Below are 16,398 nucleotides of genomic sequence, written 5' to 3'. Positions count from 1 at the left end.
AGCAAATCAGTGGAAGAAGTGGCGTGTACCCGTGAAGTACATCGTCACGCCCGCCTTCTCCGCCGCCGCGATCACCTGCTCGTCACGTACCGAACCGCCCGGCTGCACCACGGCCTTGACGCCCGCCGCGGTGAGGATCTCCAGCCCGTCCGGGAACGGGAAGAACGCGTCGGAGGCGGCGTACGAGCCCTGCGCGCGCTCCTCGCCCGCCCGCTCCACCGCCAGCTTCGCCGAGTCGACGCGGTTGACCTGTCCCATGCCGACGCCGACCGACGCGCCGCCCTTCGCGAGCAGAATCGCGTTGGACTTGACCGCGCGGCAGGCGCGCCACGCGAAAACGAGCTCCGTGAGCTCGTCGGCGGTGAGCGCCTCGCCGGTCGCGAGCGTCCAGTTGGCCGGGTCGTCGCCCTCGGCCTGGAAGACGTCCTTCACCTGTGCGAGGCCGCCGCCGTCGATCGGCCTGAACTCGGCCGGGGGCTGCGGTGCGTCGGGGCAGCGCAGCACTCGGATGTTCTTCTTCCGGGCCAGGACCTCGACCGCACCGTCCTCGTAGTCCGGGGCGATGATGACCTCGGTGAAGATCTCGGAGACCTGCTCCGCCAGCTCCAGACTCACCGGCGCATTGACGGCGATCACCCCGCCGAAGGCGGAAAGCGGGTCGCACGCGTGCGCCTTGCGGTGGGCCTCGGCCACATCGGCACCGATCGCGACACCGCAGGGGTTGGCATGCTTGATGATCGCGACGCAGGGGTCTGAGTGGTCGTACGCGGCCCGGCGGGCGGCGTCGGTGTCCGTGTAGTTGTTGTAGGACATCTCCTTGCCGTGCAGCTGCTCGGCCTCGGCCAGGCCGCCACATCCGCCTGTGTAGAGGGCGGCGGGCTGGTGCGGGTTCTCGCCGTACCGGAGCACGTTCCTGCGCTCGTAGGTGACGCCCAGGAAGTCCGGGAACTGCGAGTCGTCGGCGGGGGCGTACGCGTCGGCGAACCAGGTCGCCACCGCCACGTCGTACGCGGCGGTGTGCTGGAAGGCCTCTCCGGCCAGGCGCTTGCGGGTGGCCAGGTCGAAGCCGCCGTCCTTCGCGGCGGCGAGCACGTCCGCGTACCGCGCGGTGCTGGTGACGACCGCGACGGAGGGGTGGTTCTTGGCGGCGGCGCGGACCATCGAGGGGCCGCCGATGTCGATCTGCTCGACGCACTCGTCGGGCGTGGCGCCGGAGTCGACCGTCTCGCTGAACGGGTAGAGGTTCACGATCACCAGGTCGAACGGCTCCACGCCCATTTCGGCGAGTTGCGTACGGTGCGATTCCAGCCGCAGGTCGGCGAGGATCCCGGCGTGCACGCGCGGGTGCAGCGTCTTGACCCGGCCGTCCAGGCACTCGGGGAAGCCGGTGAGCTCCTCGACCTTGGTGACCGGTACGCCGGCCGCGGCGATCCGGGCGGCGGTCGAGCCGGTGGAGACGAGCTCGACACGCGCCTCATGCAGCCCGCGGGCGAGCTCCTCAAGACCCGTTTTGTCGTACACGCTGACCAGCGCGCGCCGGATGGCCCGCCGTCCGGCCCCGACAAGCTTGGCGCTCTCGACGGTCTCAACGATCTCGTCAGGCCCAGCAGTCTCGAAAGTCACGGCAAAATTACCTTTCGTCCCTCAATGCGGTAGCCGCTACGGGCCAGTCGCCGCACGACATCAACGAGCAGTCGTCGCTCGACTTCCTTGATCCGCTCATGGAGAGCGGCTTCGCCTTCCGCTGTGTCCTCTTCAACGACCTCGACCACGCCCTGAGCGATGATCGGGCCGGTGTCGACGCCGTCGTCGACGAAGTGGACGGTGCACCCGGTGACCTTCGCGCCGTACGCGAGCGCGTCGCGCACTCCGTGGGCCCCGGGGAAGCTGGGCAGCAGAGCGGGGTGGGTGTTGATGAAACGGCCGCCGAACCGGGCGAGGAATTCCTTCCCCACGATCTTCATGAAGCCTGCCGAGACGACGAGATCCGGTTCGTACGCGGCGGTGGCCTCGGCCAGCGCGTGGTCCCAGGCGTCGCGTGTGCCGTAGTCCTTGACCCTGCGGACAAAGGTGGGCAGACCGGCCCGTTCGGCGCGCTCAAGGCCCACGATCCCGTCCCGGTCGGCGCCGACGGCCACGACGCGAGCGCCGAAACCCTCGGGGTCGGCGGCGATCGCGTCGAGCAGGGCCTGGAGGTTCGTACCGGAGCCGGAGACCAGGACCACGAGGCGGGCGGGCCGGGCGGGCGGGCCGGTGGGGCCGGGTGGGGCCGGGGAGGTGGAGGCGGGCGGGGAGGCCACGGCGGGTCTCTTTCTCGCGGTGCTGCTTGCGGTGCTGCGTGCAGCGCTGTGCGGCTTTGTGTGGTCGTACGAAAGGGTCGAGCTCCCGATACGGGGAACCCTACGAACAAGCCGACCGTCAGCAACGATACCGGCACACAGCACGGCCCCCACGGGACGGGGGCCTGGCCGGGAGGTAGCGTCTGGGGACAGAGCCTGTCCCCAGACGGGCACAACGACACAAGACCCCGAGTCCGCTGGGCGCCGGGTCTGAGGGGAAGACGTTCACCACATGCCGGACCGACGCCACCGTACGTACCTCCTGTTGCCGCGGGAGCGCCAGTCCACGGACGACAACAACAACCCTTTCGCGCCGCCGCCGGAGGGCAGGCCGGACCAGCCCTGGCAGCCGCGCCGCCCGACGAACGACTCCTCGTCGTCGTCCTCTGATTCTTCGGGTTCTTCCGGTTCTTCCGATTCCCCCGAGGACGGTTCGGACCGCCCCGACCAGTCCGGCCGTTCCGGCTGGGGCAGCCAGTGGAGCAGCCACCAGCCGGGCCGCTCCTCGGGCGGCGGCTTCGGCCGCCGCCCCGGCAACCAGAACGGCCCGACCGGGCCCAACGGTCCGACCGGGCCCAACGGCGGCGGCCAGAACGGCCCCGGCGGCGGCTCCCCCGGCGGCCTGAAGTGGGACCCGACGGACCCGGCCCAGCGCCGGGCGCGGTATGCGCTGCTCTCGGGCATGTGGGCGTTCTTCTTCGTGCTGTTCGACTTCCCGGAGATCGCGCTGCTGCTGGGCGCGCTGGCGCTGTACTGGAGCATCAGCTCCCTGCGCGCCAAGCCCGCCGCTCAGCGCTCGGCGGCTGCGGCGGCGATGACGACGTCGGCCGCGCCTCCTCAGGCACCCGCGTCCCCGTCCACGTACCCGGGGAAGCCGCAGATCACGGCGGCGGTGAGCGGCCTGGTGATGGCGAGCATCGCGCTGGTGATCGTGGCGGCGTCGTTCACGGCGCAACTGGTATACCGCGACTACTACACGTGCGTGAACGACGCTCTGACAAAGTCGGGCCAGCTGTCCTGCAACGAGCTGCTCCCCGACCCGTTGCGCGGAGTGATCGGCGTCAAGGAGTAGGGACTGGGGGCCGGGGGCCTGAGACCTGAGGGCACCGCTACGGCTGCCCCGAGTCCCCCGAATCCGTCGGCTTCCCCGGCTTCCCCGGGAAGTCCGCCAGCAGACCTCCCGCCCCCTCCATCAGCGCCGACCACTGGGCGGCCTCCCGCACCTCGCGCTCACTCCTCTCGCTCCTCTCGCTCCAGGAGTCCGCAAGCAGGAAGTCATACAGATCAAGTGCGGGGTTGGGGGCGGGACGGGGGTCCGGCTTCGACGGTTTACCCAGAGACGCGGACCGACCCAGCAACAAGGTGTCCGGATCCGCGCCCGGTACCACCGCGTCCACGACCGACCCGCGACCCCATACCCGTACCCACCGCCGCTGCCACCGCCTCCGCCTCCGCCTCCGCCTGCACCGCCACGCCCGCACCACCAGCGCCATCGGCACCCCCACCCCCGCCGACCACCCCAGCGCCGCCGCCCCCGTCAGCCACCACACCGGGCCGAACTGCGCCAGCCTGCCGGTGCCCAGCGGACCGCCCGCCGCAGCCGCCAGGCACGCCGTCAGGGCACCGCACCCCAGCGCCCCCAGCAGCGCCGTCAGCGCGGTCTCCCGGCGGCTCCACGCCACCCGCTCCCGTGCCGCCGCCTCGCGCAGTACCGACTCGCGCAGTACCGACTCGCGCGGCACCGCCACCCGTCCCGTGAACCACGCGATGACCGCCCCCGCGACCACCGGTACCGCCACCGCCGCCCAGTTCAGCGGCGTGCCCCGGCCCTCCGACGGAACCGCGGCGACCAGCGGGAAGTACGGCAGCGCCGGGTCCCCCACCAGTGCGAGCGGCGTCGCCGTCGCCCCCGTACCGACCGCGAAGCCGGGCCCGAGCCCGTAGGCGGCACCCCACACCGCAGCGTTCGGCACCAGCGCGAGCCCCAGCAGCAACACCGCGACGCGGCCCGACCACACCTCCGCGAGGTGCAGGAACGAGTCCTGCGCCGCGTCCGCGTGCCACACCAGCGACGCCGCGACCAGCAGCGCGCCGCCGCCGAGCAGCGTCAGCGTCCCTGCGGCGGCGGCCCGCAGCGCGGCGCCCACACGGGTACGGACGAGCCCCGTCCGGCCCCGCTCCGGCAACCACGCGGGCAGCGGCCCGAACGGTCGGCCGCTCGCCGCCCACACCCCGGCCGCGGCGGAGAGCACGGTCACCACAGGCAGATGCAACGCCGCGCTGAACCGGTCCGCCGGCAGCGACCCACCCTCGGCATAGAGCACGGCAGCCGCGCCGACCAGCAGATATCCCACGGTCACCCCACCCAGCGCGGCCCACCACGACGGCAGCGGCCGTCCCTCGTCGGTTTCGAGCGCGTCGCGGGCCGCCCGGTGCGCCAACCACGCCGGCAGTACGACGAGGAGCAGCGGCACCAACCCCACCGGCGCCGGGGTTCCGGCAGTCAGCGGGCCCGTCCGTACGAGCTCGGCGCCATGGGCCAGCAGCCACAGCCCCGCAGCGACGTGCAGCGCCCCGCCCGGACCGCTGTCCGGATACGGGGAGCTGATCCACAACACCATCACCAGGACGGCGAACACGCCGAGCCCGAGCCCCGCCGCCGTCGCCCCGCGTACGAAGGAGGCGAGCGGCGCGGCGCTCCGGCAGCTGCCACCGGTCAACTGCGTCACGGGAGTCATGTGTGTCACGCGGCCATGCTGCCAACGACACGCGCTTTATCCACGTAACGAGCAAAGGGCCGTTGTGTCGCTCAATATACGTTTATGTACTTTTTGGCCGGGTGCAGTGCTGCCGGGAGCTCCTCATGACCCAGAGCACCACACGCTCCGCTTCCGCCCTCCCGCTGCCCTCCCCGAAGGAGCGGCGCAGGCTGCGCGAGGCGAAGTCCCTGAGCGAGGAGCAGGTCGCAAAGGCCGTCGGCGTGACGCGGGCGACGGTCAGATCCTGGGAGACCGGCCGCACCGAACCACGGGGGCGCAGACGCGAGGCGTACGCGAAAGTCCTCGGCACGCTGGGCGTGCTCGCGGACGAGAAACCAGAGGAACCGGCGAAACCCGAGAAGCCGGAGAAGCCGGAGAAGCCGCAGACGCTCGGGAAGCCGGAGAGGAAGCCGGAGAAACCCGAGAAGCTGGAGAAACCGGCGAAGCCACTCTCCAGGGCGGCGAAGGCCGCGGCCCCTCCCTGGACCGCGTCGCCCACCTCCCAGAAGCCGTACGCCGCGAACACCCGCCCCAAACCGGCCGTCAAACGCGCGGCCAAGCCGCCGGTGGCCTTCGTACGTGAAGAGCCGACGCCACAACCTGAAGCAGAACGGGAACCGGAACCGGCGCCAACACCGGCCGCGGTACCGGAACCGGAACTCGCGCCCGCGCCCGCGCCGGAACCCGGTCCCGCGCTCCAGCTTGCCGGGCTCGCCCCCCACGACGCCTTCGACGCCCTGTACGCCTACGTCGCCCCCGCCCTCGTACGCCAGACCTACCTGCTCACCGGCCGCCACCGGCTCTCCCACGAATCCGTCGAGCGCGCCTTCCACCTCGCCTGGTACCGCTGGCCCGAGGTCGCCGTCGACCCGGACCCCGCCGGATGGCTCCGCGCCGCCGCGTACGAGTACGCCCTGTCCCCCTGGCACCGGCTGCGCCACGCCCACAGCCGGCCCGACTCGCCCTCCGTCGACTCCGGCCGCCGCGCGCTGCTCGACGCGCTGCTGGAACTGCCGCCTTCGTACCGCCGCACGCTCCTCCTCTACGACGGCGTGGGTCTCGATCTGCCAGAGACGGCCGCCGAAACCGAGGCGAGCACCCCGGCGGCGGCCAATCGGGTGCTGCACGCGCGGGCCGCCATCGCCGAGCGGCTGCCGGAGCTGGGCGAGACGGCGGTGCTTCGCGAGAGGCTCGCGGCCCTCGCCCGCGAGGAGTTGCCGCCGTATATGACCCCTGCCCGGGCCGTACGGGTCGGCGGCGAGCGCCGCGCCCAGTTCTGGACGCGGGCCGCCATCGCCGTCACCGCGCTGATCGTGGCCGCGACGGTGTTCACGCTGGCCACCGCCCCCACTCGGTACGAACCACCGCTCCCACCCGGCGGGGAGGTCGGCGGCGTGCCGCCGCCGCACGGCGGACCGCCGCAGCTGACCGAGACCACCAAGCAGCTGCGCCAGAAGCTCCTTGCCGAGACCGCGCACGGCCCCGGCCGGCTCGTACCGCAGATCCGCTAGTACTCAGCGGTTCAGCGGTACTGCTCAGCGGTCGGTACGCGAGTGGGCCCGCACCTCACCGGAAGTCACCGGGAGGAGCGGGCCCACTCGTATGCGTACGCGAACTCAGTACCGCGAAGGTCAGCCGGCCAGAATCGCGCGCGCCAGCTTGGCCGTCTCGGTCGGCGTCTTGCCGACCTTGACGCCCGCGGCCTCAAGGGCCTCCTTCTTCGCCTGCGCGGTGCCGGAGGAGCCGGAGACGATGGCGCCGGCGTGGCCCATGGTCTTGCCCTCGGGCGCCGTGAAGCCCGCGACATAGCCGACGACCGGCTTGGTCACGTTCTTGGCGATGTAGTCGGCCGCACGCTCCTCGGCGTCGCCGCCGATCTCGCCGATCATCACGATCAGCTCGGTCTCCGGGTCCGCCTCGAACGCCGCGAGGGCGTCGATGTGCGTCGTACCGATGACCGGGTCGCCACCGATGCCGACGGCCGACGAGAAGCCGATGTCACGGAGCTCGTACATCATCTGGTAGGTCAGCGTGCCGGACTTGGACACAAGACCGATGCGGCCGGGCTTGGTGATGTCGCCCGGGATGATGCCGGCGTTGGACTGGCCGGGGGTGATCAGGCCGGGGCAGTTCGGGCCGATGATCCGGGTCTTGTTGCCCTTGCTCGACGCGTACGCCCAGAAGGCGGCCGAGTCGTGCACGGCGATGCCCTCGGTGATGACGACCGCGAGACCGATCTCGGCGTCGATCGCCTCGACGACGGCGGCCTTGGCAAACGCCGGCGGCACGAAGACGACGGATACGTCGGCGCCGGTCTTCTCCATCGCCTCGGCGACGGAACCGAAGACGGGTACGGACGTGCCGTCGAAGTCGACGGTCGTACCGGCCTTGCGCGGGTTCACGCCGCCGACGATGTTGGTGCCGTCGGAGAGCATGAGCTTGGTGTGCTTCATGCCCGTGGCACCGGTCATGCCCTGGACGATGACCTTGCTGTCCTTGGTGAGGAAGATAGCCATGGTTTGTGGAGTCCCTCTTCCCTTACTTCGCAGCCGCGGCGAGCTCGGCGGCCTTGTCGGCCGCGCCATCCATGGTGTCCACGCGCTGTACCAGCGGGTGGTTGGCGTCGGACAGGATCTTGCGACCCAGCTCCGCGTTGTTGCCGTCGAGGCGCACGACCAGCGGCTTGGTTACTTCCTCGCCCTTGCTCTTGAGCAGGGCCAGGGCCTGGACGATGCCGTTGGCGACCTCGTCGCAGGCGGTGATGCCGCCGAAGACGTTGACGAAGACGGACTTGACGTCCGGGTCGCCGAGAATGATCTCCAGGCCGTTCGCCATGACCTCGGCGGAGGCGCCGCCGCCGATGTCGAGGAAGTTGGCGGGCTTGACGTTGTTGTGCGCCTCACCGGCGTACGCGACGACGTCGAGGGTCGACATGACCAGACCCGCACCGTTGCCGATGATGCCGACCTCGCCGTCGAGCTTGACGTAGTTGAGGTTCTTGGCCTTGGCAGCGGCCTCGAGGGGGTTGGCCGCGGCCTTGTCCTCAAGCGCGTCGTGCTCGGGCTGGCGGAAGTCGGCGTTCTCGTCGAGAGACACCTTGCCGTCGAGCGCGATGATCTTGCCGTCGCCGGACTTGATCAGCGGGTTGACCTCGACAAGGAGGGCGTCCTCCTTGATGAAGACGGTCCACAGCTTCTGGAGGACGTCGGCGACCTGGTCCGCGATCTCGGCCGGGAACTTCGCGGCGGCGACGATCTCGGCGGCCTTCTCCGGGGTGCAGCCCTCGTTGGCGTCGACCGCGATCTTGGCGAGCGCCTCGGGGTTCTCCTCGGCGACGATCTCGATCTCCACGCCGCCCTCGACGGACGCCATGGCGAGGAAGGTGCGGTTGGTGCGGTCCAGCAGGAAGGAGACGTAGTACTCCTCCACAATGTCCGCGGTTTCGGCCAGCATCACCTTGTGGACCGTGTGGCCCTTGATGTCCATGCCCAGAATGGCGTCGGCCTTGGCGACCGCGTCCTCGGGGCTGGAGGCCAGCTTGACGCCGCCGGCCTTGCCGCGGCCACCGACCTTGACCTGCGCCTTGACGACAGCCTTGCCGCCCAGACGCTCTGCCACCTCGCGCGCCGCCTCAGGCGTGTCGATGACTTCACCGGCCAGCACCGGTACACCGTGCTTGGCGAAGAGGTCCCTCGCCTGGTACTCGAACAGGTCCACGCGCGTCCGTCCCTTGGTCTTTATGTCTTTAAAGATTTTGCAGTGATCAGTGTCTGCGTGGGCGTGCCGCGAAGGGCAACGTGACGAGCGCTGTCACAAGGGAGGCGCACACGGAGTCCGTGGACGCGGCATGTCCGTCTCGCAGGTTATCCCCGTGGGAGGTGGGTCCCTAAATCACAGATCACACCTGGGCGGTGATAACGGTCACAGATCGCACTCCTGGCCCTGCCAGGAGTGATCACGGGCGACCGGGCGGCCGGGCGCGAGGCGGCCGCAAGAGGTGCGGACCGTACCGGCCAGGCCACTGCTGTCGACATTTATCGACATTGCCGGCGTCACCGATGCTACCGAGGAGTCGACGTGTCCGGTATCGGCAGCGGGCGCTTCTCTATGGCCGCCGCCATGACGTCCGGGAAGAGGTCCGGCGTACAGGCGAAGGCGGGCGCGCCGAGCGCCGCGAGTGCCGCCGCGTGTTCGCGGTCGTACGCGGGCGTCCCCTCGTCGGAGAGGGCCAGCAGCGTGACGAACTGCACCCCGGACGCCTTCATCGCCGCGACCCGCTTCAGCATCTCGTCCCGTATGCCGCCTTCGTAGAGGTCGCTGATCAGTACGACGATGGTGTCGGCGGGACGGGTGATCTGTGACTGGCAGTACGCCAGGGCCCTGTTGATGTCGGTCCCGCCGCCCAGTTGGGTGGAGAAGAGCACGTCCACCGGGTCGTCCAGCTGGTCGGTGAGGTCCACGACCGCGGTGTCGAAGACGACCAGGCGGGTGGCGATGGACCGCATGGACGCCAGGACCGCGCCGAAGACGGACGCGTAGACGACGGACGCCGCCATCGAGCCCGACTGGTCGATGCAGAGGACCACGTCCTTCTTCACCGACTGGGACGCGCGTCCGTATCCGATCAGCCGCTCGGGGACGATCGTCCCGAACTCGGGCAGATAGTTCTTGAGGTTGGCCCGGATGGTGCGGTCCCAGTCGATGTCCCGGTGGCGCGGACGGTTGATCTTCGCTGACCGGTCGAGCGCTCCGGTGAGGGTGGACCTGGTGCGGGTGGCGAGCCGCTTCTCCAGCTCGTTGACAACCTTGCGTACGACGGCTCTGGCGGTCTCCCTGGTCGTTTCTGGCATGGCCTTGTTGAGGGAGAGCAGGGTGGAGACGAGATGAACGTCGGCCTCCACGGCCTCCAGCATCTCCGGCTCCAGCAGCAGTGTGGACAGGCCGAGCCGGTCGATCGCGTCACGCTGCATGACCTGGACGACGGAGCTGGGGAAGTACGTACGGATGTCGCCGAGCCAGCGCGCGACGGACGGCGCGGACGCCCCGAGGCCGGCGGACCGGTCCCGGCTGCCGGACCGCTTCTCACCGCCGCCGTAGAGGGCGGTCAGGGCGCCGTCCATGGCCGCGTCCGTCCCGGCGAGCGCGTGGCCCGTTCCGTCGACGGACTCCCCTCCGAGCACGAGCCGCCACCGCCGCAACCGCTCATCGTGATCGGTTCGGCCGGCCTGTTCGGTTTGGCCGGTCACTGTCATAGGACCACCCCCTCAACTTTGTCGCCCTCCATGCCGAGTTCCATGCCGAGCAGCAGGCGCAGCACCGGCAGCACCGCGTCCGCCCGCGGTCCGTCGATGCCCGTGCCGAAGCCGGGCACCGCCGACTCGGCGTACGCGGGACGGGAGCCCGCCACGGGTCCGCGCCTGGCCAGCTCGCCGAGAGTGCGGCGCACGCCCGGTTCGTACGCCGAGAAGGTGCGGCGCAGCAGCGGCAGCACGTCCGTGAACGCGTCCGCGGGCACGCCGGTCAGCCACGCGTCGACCAGTGCGAGCAGGCGCTCGTCATGGACCAGGAGCATGCCGCCGCCGGACGCGCCGCCGACGAAACCCTCGATCCAGGTCGCCGCTTCGGCGGGCGGTGTGCCCGGGGAGAGGGCGAGGCTCATGAGCCGCGCGGCCTCGTCCTCCTGGAGCCGCCCGTCGTCCAGCAGCAGCCGGGCGGCCCGGCCGCGTATCACCCCGGGCACGGTGTCGCGGACCGCGAGCCGGTGCAGGGCGGATCCCCAGCGCTCGCCCAGCTCACGGGCTTTCGGCAGCAGCCCTATCGCGGTGTGCACGCCGTCGAGATGCCCCCGCATCTCGGCCGCGCCGTCCGCGTCGAGTCCCGTGCACGCGGGCGGCAGGCCGACGCAGATCCGCTCGGCGAGCCCGGCCGCGACTTCGCCGAGCGCGGCCGTGTCCGTCGATCGCACGTCCCCGTACCGCAGGGAGCGGGCCAGGGCGGGCAGCGCCTGGGCGAGGTGCCCCACGTCCGCGTCCAGCGCCGCCCGGTCGGCCAGCGCGGTCATCACCACGTGCAGCGCCTCGGGCAGCTCGGCCAGCAGGCACTGCTCGGCGAGGGCGGTGACATCGGCGAGGGCGGTCGCCGACACCGCCTGCGACTCGGCCTTCGCCGTGGCGGCGGAGAGCACGGTGGTGCCCCAGACCCCGGCCTCCGCGACCCGCACGACGAGCTCGGGCTCCCAGCGCAGCCGCCAGCTCTCCCGGAACGTGCCGGTGCTCCCCCGCCCGGCGGCGGGCTCGCCCCAGCCGATAAAGAGCAGCCGCAGCCGGTGCAGCAGGCGGCTCTTGGCCGCGTCGGTCTCCTTGCGCAGATCGAGCTCCAGCTCCCGCTCCAGCGCCTCCGGCTTGAGCCGCAGGCTGCGCTGGAGCCGGGTCAGGTCGCGCTGCAACGGCACGGCCGGCGCGGCATCCGGCACCTCGCCGAGCACATCCCCGACAACCAGCCGGTCCCGGACCAGATCCAGCGGCACATCGGAGCCGTCGCACATCACGGCCCGTATCGCGTCGGTCGTCTCGGTCAGCCCGGCGAGGGGACGGCCGCGCATGGCGGCGAGCGTTTCGGCGAGCCGGACGGCCTCGATGACATGCGCGGAGGAGACCATCCTGTCCTCGTCCCGCAGCAGCCGCGCGACCTTGGTCATCCACCGCTCGACGGGCCGGTCGGGCGCGCCGAAGAGATGCCCGTACCAGCCGGGCGAGTCGATGCCGGCGCCGTAGCCGCTGTGCCGGGCGAGCCTGCGGTACGTCCAGGGGACCCAGGTCAACTCGGCCTTGACCTTGGGCAGCCCTTTGATCAGGGCCCTGTCGGCGGCGACGGTGGTCCGCTCCTGAAGCGCGGGCACATGCCAGGCACCGCAGACGACGGCGACCTCATCCCCGAACTCCCGGCGCGCGGCACGCAGCTGGAGCCGCATATGGGCCTCACGGGCGAGATCACGGTCATGCCCGCCGTGGCCGTATGTCTCACGCAGCGCGGCCATGGCTTCGCCGAGGGCTGCGAAGGGGGCGAGGGGATCGGCCGCGTGGCCCCCCGTCCCTCGATGCTCGACGACGTCCTCCCACCACCGCTCGGGATCGTCGTACCCGGCGGTCTCGGCAAGCACGGCGATGGGGTCGATCCGCATCCCCTGCACGCCGCCCGCGTCACGTCCGCGGCCGGACGGAACCGTGACGGCTTCGGAGGCAGCCGCCAGGCCTCCGGCGACCTCATCCCCGCCGCGCTGATGGGGTACCCCGCGCCCGCCCCGCGCGCCACCCGCGTACGACTCCGTGCCGAAGCCCCCGCCCCTACGGGTCGCGAGTCCTCCAGCGGCCCTGCCCGCATCCCGCTCCTCGGGAACGCCGCCGCCGTACGGCTCCCCGCCAACGCCGCTGTCCGCTCCGGGCTTCAGGCCTCCAACCCCACCCGCATCCCGCCGGCCGCCCCCGCCGCCCACGTCCGCACCAGGCGGTGGGGCTCCCCCAGCCCCACCCCCGCCACGCTCCCCGGATCCTTCGTCCGCGTCAGCACCGGAGACAAAGGCTCCGGCCGCCCCGCCCCCGCGAGGGCAGCCGGACGCGCCGCTCACGTACGACTCCGCGCCACCGCCTCCAGTCATCGGAGAGGCCGGGGCGCCATCCGGCGCCTGTCCCGCAAGGGACGCGGCACCAGGCACTCCCACCGGCTCCGGGGAATCGGGCGCGGCAGCACCCGAGGGGTCCGAGGGGTCCGAGGGGTCCGAGGGGTCCAAAGGGCAGTCCCCCGTCCCTGTCCCCGCCTCCTCCTCCGCCGCCAGCGCCAGCGAATACGCCGCCGGGAGGTCGATGAACCGCACCGGCACGCCCCGCCCCAGCGCCCAGCGGATCGCCACCCACTCCGGCGAGAACTCGGCCAGTGGCCAGAATGCCGCCCGCCCCGGGTCGTCCACCGCGTGCGCCAGTAGCGCGACCGGCGGGCGCATCTGGTCGTCCATGGCGAGCGCGAGCAAGGCGTCGCCCTCGGGCGGGCCCTCGATCAGGACGGCCGGCGGCGCCGCCGCCTCCAGCGCGGCCCGCACCGCCCGCGCCGAGCCCGGTCCGTGGTGGCGGACGCCGAGCAGCAGTGGGCCGGTCATGCGCTCACCTCGCGGCAGGCGCGGTAGAAGTCCTTCCACCCGTCCCGCTCACGGACCACCGTCTCCAGGTACTCCTGCCAGATGACCCGGTCCGCCGCCGGGTCGCGTACGACCGCGCCGAGGATGCCCGCCGCCACATCGCCGGGCCGCAGCACGCCGTCCCCGAAGTGCGCCGCGAGCGCGAGGCCACCCGTGACGACGGAGATCGCCTCGGCCGTCGACAGCGTCCCCGAGGGGGACTTGAGTTTGGTGCGGCCGTCGGCCGATACCCCGTCCCGCAGCTCCCGGAAGACAGTGACCACACGGCGGATCTCCTCAAGGCCCTCCGGCGCGGCCGGCAGCTCCAGGGAGCGCCCCAGCTGGCCGACGCGCCGCGACACGATGTCGACCTCGTCCTCCGGCGTCGCGGGCAGCGGCAGCACGACGGTGTTGAACCGGCGGCGCAGCGCGCTGGAGAGGTCGTTGACCCCGCGGTCGCGGTCATTGGCCGTGGCGATGACATTGAAGCCGCGGACCGCCTGCACCTCCTCCCCCAGCTCCGGGATCGGCAGGGTCTTCTCGGACAGGATGGTGATCAGCGTGTCCTGTACGTCCGCGGGCATACGGGTGAGCTCCTCGACCCGCGCCGTCATTCCGTCGGACATCGCGCGCATGACGGGGCTCGGTACCAGCGCGTCTCTGCTGGGGCCGTGGGCGAGCAGCTGTGCGTAGTTCCAGCCGTAGCGGACGGATTCCTCCGACGTGCCCGCCGTGCCCTGCACGAGCAGGGTGGAGTCACCGCTGACGGCCGCCGCGAGGTGCTCGGAGACCCAGGTCTTGGCAGTGCCCGGCACGCCGAGGAGCAGCAGCGCCCGGTCGGTCGCCAGCGTGGTGACGGCTACTTCGACGATCCGGCGCGGTCCCACGTACTTGGGTGTGATCACCGTCCGGTCGGGCAGCGTGCCGCCGAGCAGATAGGTGGCGACGGCCCACGGCGACAGTTTCCAGTTGCCCGGCCGCGGCCGGTCGTCGGCCGCGGCCAGCGCCGTCAGCTCGTCGGCGAAAGCGTTCTCGGCATGTGGCCGCAGGACCTCGGCGACCTCGGCGCCCGTGGCTGCGCCGGTTTCGGACACGGTCATGGATCCCCCTCCAGATCGTTCGACCTGTTGTGGGATCCACGGTGCACCATGCCACTGACAATCGGCCGTCGCCGCAGGTCAGAACCTAAAGGGCCACGTTCGCCAGGGAGTTACCCGACGATCGGCGAGACCGCGATGCACCCGGCGGCAGCGGCCAGGCCCTCGCCGCTCTCCTCCTTGATGACCTTGCCCTTGTATGTGATCTTGCAGCTGACCTCGGACCCCGTGAGGTCCGCGGCGAGCGGCATGACCGCCGGGGGCATGATGCCGCGCAGGGTGACCGTCTTCGTCCACGGCAGGGCCGGCTTCTGCACCGTCTCGATCGTCGGGTTGGTCGCGCTGCCGCCACCGCTGTGGAAGTCGATCGAGTCGACGCCCTTGCCGCTGACCTCGTAGGTGACCTCGTACGTCGCGTTCGTGGCCTTGTCGACGGCGTCGACGGCCTCGGAACAGGCGGAGAGGCCGAGCGTGAGACCGGCGACGGCGACGGCGCAGACGGCGGCGCGGATGGTGCGGTTCATAGGGAATCCCCCCGGATCTTGAAGGTTTTAGCCCCGCAGCCAATCGCAAAGAAAGAGTAAAGTCAAGTTGTCGAAAGTCGCGGCCGAACGCACAGAGCCGCAGCTCAGGGCCCGTTGTCAGTGGTGGCCCGTAGCGTTGCCACCATGAATCAACCGGGGGTGCGCTGGACAACAGAACAGGTGCTGGCTCTGGCTCCTGACGATACGTCACGCAAAGCGGGAAGCCGACTCGGGACGGCCGGGCCCTGGTCCGGCGCGGGCAGCAGCGGCTCGGGGGCCGTGTGGGGCCGGTGCAAGGGCAGCGGCAGCAAGCCGTACCAGACCATCATCGATACCACGGGCCCTGCCTATGTGTGCAGTTGCCCGAGCCGGAAGTTCCCGTGCAAGCACGCGCTGGGACTACTGCTGCTCTGGGCGGGGGCCGAGGACGCTGTCGCCCGGTCGGCGACGCCGGACTGGGCGGAGGAATGGCTGGCAGGGCGCAGAAAGCGCGCCACGGACAAGGAGCAGGGCGACGCGGGCGCGGGGCAGCCCGCGAAGACCGCCGACCCGGAGGCGGCGCGGCGCCGGGCCGAGCGCCGGGCCGACCGGATCACCGCGGGGGCGACGGAGCTTGAGCAGCGGCTGGCGGATCTGCTGCGCGGCGGCCTGGCCGCGGCCGAGCGGCCGGGGTACGCGATGTGGGAGGAGACCGCGGCCCGCATGGTCGACGCCCAGGCCCCGGGACTGGCCGGGCGGGTGCGGGAGTTGGGCGCGATACCCGGGTCCGGGGCGGGCTGGCCGGTGCGGTTGCTGGAGGAGTGCGCGCTGATCCACCTGCTGGACGTGGCGTGGCTGGGCATCGAGCGGCTGCCGGATCCGCTGGCCACGACCGTCCGCACCCGGATCGGCCTCACCGCACCGCCCGAGGGCCCGCCGGTCCGGGACCACTGGCTGATCCTGGCCCAGTACGACTCGTCGGACGGCAAGCTCACCACCCGCCGCAACTGGCTGTACGGGCGGGAGTCCGGGCGCACGGCGCTGCTGCTCTCCTTCGGCGCGGCGGGCCGCTCCCCGCAGCACGCTCTGCCGGTGGGGCTCGTGATCGACGCCGAACTCACGCCGTACGGGGGCGCGGGGCAGCTGCGGGCGGAGCTGGGCGAGCGGTTCGGCGTGCCCGTCCCGATCGGGTCACCGCCGCCGGGCGGCTCTGCCGCGGCAGCCGTCGAGGCGTACGGGTCGGCCCTGCGGGACGATCCCTGGCTGGACGCGTGGCCGGTGACGCTGACCGGCGTCATACCGGTCCCGGCGGGCGAGGGGTGGCAACTGGCCGACGCGGAGAGCGGGTCCGCGCTGCCCGTCGCCCCCGCCGCACTAACCCGCACGGGGCTGTGGAAGCTCGCGGCGCTCTCCGGCGGCGGCCCGGTCACTGTCTTCGGCGAGTGCGGCCACCAGGGCTTCAACCCGCTCGCCGCCTGGTCGCAGGACGCAGCCGAGACGGTCTCCCTCATCTGAAGGCGAACGTGAACGTAC

General features: G+C 71.7%; 12 protein-coding genes. 3 read left to right on the top strand and 9 right to left on the bottom strand.

Features of this window, described 5'->3' with window-relative positions; genetic code table 11:
• Window positions 1–6: 6 nt before the first annotated feature.
• Window positions 7–1,593: a bifunctional phosphoribosylaminoimidazolecarboxamide formyltransferase/IMP cyclohydrolase gene (gene purH, locus ACIHCQ_RS04335; protein WP_399658636.1), complete on the bottom strand. Its 1,587-nt coding sequence runs from the start codon at window positions 1,591–1,593 to the stop codon at window positions 7–9.
• A 26-nt stretch (window positions 1,594–1,619) separates the two neighbouring features.
• Window positions 1,620–2,300, bottom strand: coding sequence for a phosphoribosylglycinamide formyltransferase (gene purN / locus ACIHCQ_RS04330; protein ID WP_399657812.1), 681 nt, complete (start codon window positions 2,298–2,300; stop codon window positions 1,620–1,622).
• 271 nt (window positions 2,301–2,571) lie between these two features.
• Here purN and ACIHCQ_RS04325 point away from each other — a divergent pair, with 271 nt between their 5' ends.
• Window positions 2,572–3,411, top strand: a complete 840-nt coding sequence (locus ACIHCQ_RS04325) for a hypothetical protein (RefSeq protein ID WP_399657810.1) — start codon at window positions 2,572–2,574, stop codon at window positions 3,409–3,411.
• A 37-nt stretch (window positions 3,412–3,448) separates the two neighbouring features.
• Here ACIHCQ_RS04325 and ACIHCQ_RS04320 read toward each other — a convergent pair whose 3' ends face one another.
• Window positions 3,449–5,077, bottom strand: a complete 1,629-nt coding sequence (locus ACIHCQ_RS04320; RefSeq protein WP_399658635.1) for a DUF6350 family protein — start codon at window positions 5,075–5,077, stop codon at window positions 3,449–3,451.
• A gap of 125 nt (window positions 5,078–5,202) precedes the next feature.
• On the opposite strand from ACIHCQ_RS04320, the gene ACIHCQ_RS04315 reads away from it, so the two are divergent.
• Window positions 5,203–6,609: a helix-turn-helix domain-containing protein gene (locus tag ACIHCQ_RS04315; protein ID WP_399657808.1), complete on the top strand. Its 1,407-nt coding sequence runs from the start codon at window positions 5,203–5,205 to the stop codon at window positions 6,607–6,609.
• Between the two features lie 120 nt (window positions 6,610–6,729).
• Here the strand turns inward: ACIHCQ_RS04315 and sucD are convergent, their stop codons facing one another.
• The 6 genes from sucD to ACIHCQ_RS04285 all read right to left on the bottom strand — a co-directional run bounded on the left by sucD (window position 6,730) and on the right by ACIHCQ_RS04285 (window position 14,886).
• On the bottom strand, window positions 6,730–7,614 hold the full coding sequence (gene sucD, locus ACIHCQ_RS04310; protein ID WP_399657806.1) for a succinate--CoA ligase subunit alpha: 885 nt from the start codon (window positions 7,612–7,614) through the stop codon (window positions 6,730–6,732).
• 22 nt (window positions 7,615–7,636) lie between these two features.
• Complete coding sequence (gene sucC / locus ACIHCQ_RS04305) at window positions 7,637–8,815, bottom strand: ADP-forming succinate--CoA ligase subunit beta (protein WP_399657804.1); 1,179 nt, start codon at window positions 8,813–8,815, stop codon at window positions 7,637–7,639.
• 344 nt (window positions 8,816–9,159) lie between these two features.
• Window positions 9,160–10,350, bottom strand: coding sequence for a VWA domain-containing protein (locus ACIHCQ_RS04300; RefSeq protein ID WP_399657802.1), 1,191 nt, complete (start codon window positions 10,348–10,350; stop codon window positions 9,160–9,162).
• Window positions 10,347–13,247, bottom strand: a complete 2,901-nt coding sequence (locus ACIHCQ_RS04295) for a DUF5682 family protein (RefSeq protein ID WP_399657800.1) — start codon at window positions 13,245–13,247, stop codon at window positions 10,347–10,349. Before ACIHCQ_RS04295 ends, ACIHCQ_RS04300 begins: the two co-directional genes overlap by 4 nt.
• Window positions 13,244–14,365, bottom strand: coding sequence for an AAA family ATPase (locus tag ACIHCQ_RS04290; RefSeq protein ID WP_399657798.1), 1,122 nt, complete (start codon window positions 14,363–14,365; stop codon window positions 13,244–13,246). Before ACIHCQ_RS04290 ends, ACIHCQ_RS04295 begins: the two co-directional genes overlap by 4 nt.
• Window positions 14,366–14,475: 110 nt before the next feature.
• A complete protein-coding gene (locus ACIHCQ_RS04285) occupies window positions 14,476–14,886 on the bottom strand; it encodes an MmpS family transport accessory protein (protein ID WP_399657796.1) in 411 nt (136 codons plus the stop codon).
• Window positions 14,887–15,030: 144 nt separating this feature from the next.
• Between ACIHCQ_RS04285 and ACIHCQ_RS04280 the strand changes: the two genes are divergently transcribed.
• Window positions 15,031–16,380 carry an SWIM zinc finger family protein gene (locus ACIHCQ_RS04280; RefSeq protein WP_399657795.1) on the top strand — a complete coding sequence of 450 codons (1,350 nt, stop codon included), beginning with the start codon at window positions 15,031–15,033 and terminating at the stop codon, window positions 16,378–16,380.
• Window positions 16,381–16,398: the final 18 nt, after the last annotated feature.

The sequence above is a fragment of the Streptomyces sp. NPDC052236 genome (assembly GCF_044548015.1).
Lineage (GTDB): Bacteria > Actinomycetota > Actinomycetes > Streptomycetales > Streptomycetaceae > Streptomyces.
This window is presented reverse-complemented; position numbering and strand designations above follow the sequence as displayed.

What these genes read in the sequence shown, in the direction of transcription:
- ACIHCQ_RS04325 (WP_399657810.1), top strand. Translation starts at nt 2,572, where the DNA reads ATGCCGGACCGACGCCACCGTACGTACCTCCTGTTGCCGCGGGAGCGC.
- ACIHCQ_RS04320 (WP_399658635.1), bottom strand. Translation starts at nt 5,077, where the DNA reads ATGACTCCCGTGACGCAGTTGACCGGTGGCAGCTGCCGGAGCGCCGCG.
- ACIHCQ_RS04315 (WP_399657808.1), top strand. Translation starts at nt 5,203, where the DNA reads ATGACCCAGAGCACCACACGCTCCGCTTCCGCCCTCCCGCTGCCCTCC.
- sucD (WP_399657806.1), bottom strand. Translation starts at nt 7,614, where the DNA reads ATGGCTATCTTCCTCACCAAGGACAGCAAGGTCATCGTCCAGGGCATG.
- ACIHCQ_RS04300 (WP_399657802.1), bottom strand. Translation starts at nt 10,350, where the DNA reads ATGACAGTGACCGGCCAAACCGAACAGGCCGGCCGAACCGATCACGAT.
- ACIHCQ_RS04295 (WP_399657800.1), bottom strand. Translation starts at nt 13,247, where the DNA reads ATGACCGGCCCACTGCTGCTCGGCGTCCGCCACCACGGACCGGGCTCG.
- ACIHCQ_RS04290 (WP_399657798.1), bottom strand. Translation starts at nt 14,365, where the DNA reads ATGACCGTGTCCGAAACCGGCGCAGCCACGGGCGCCGAGGTCGCCGAG.
- ACIHCQ_RS04285 (WP_399657796.1), bottom strand. Translation starts at nt 14,886, where the DNA reads ATGAACCGCACCATCCGCGCCGCCGTCTGCGCCGTCGCCGTCGCCGGT.
- ACIHCQ_RS04280 (WP_399657795.1), top strand. Translation starts at nt 15,031, where the DNA reads ATGAATCAACCGGGGGTGCGCTGGACAACAGAACAGGTGCTGGCTCTG.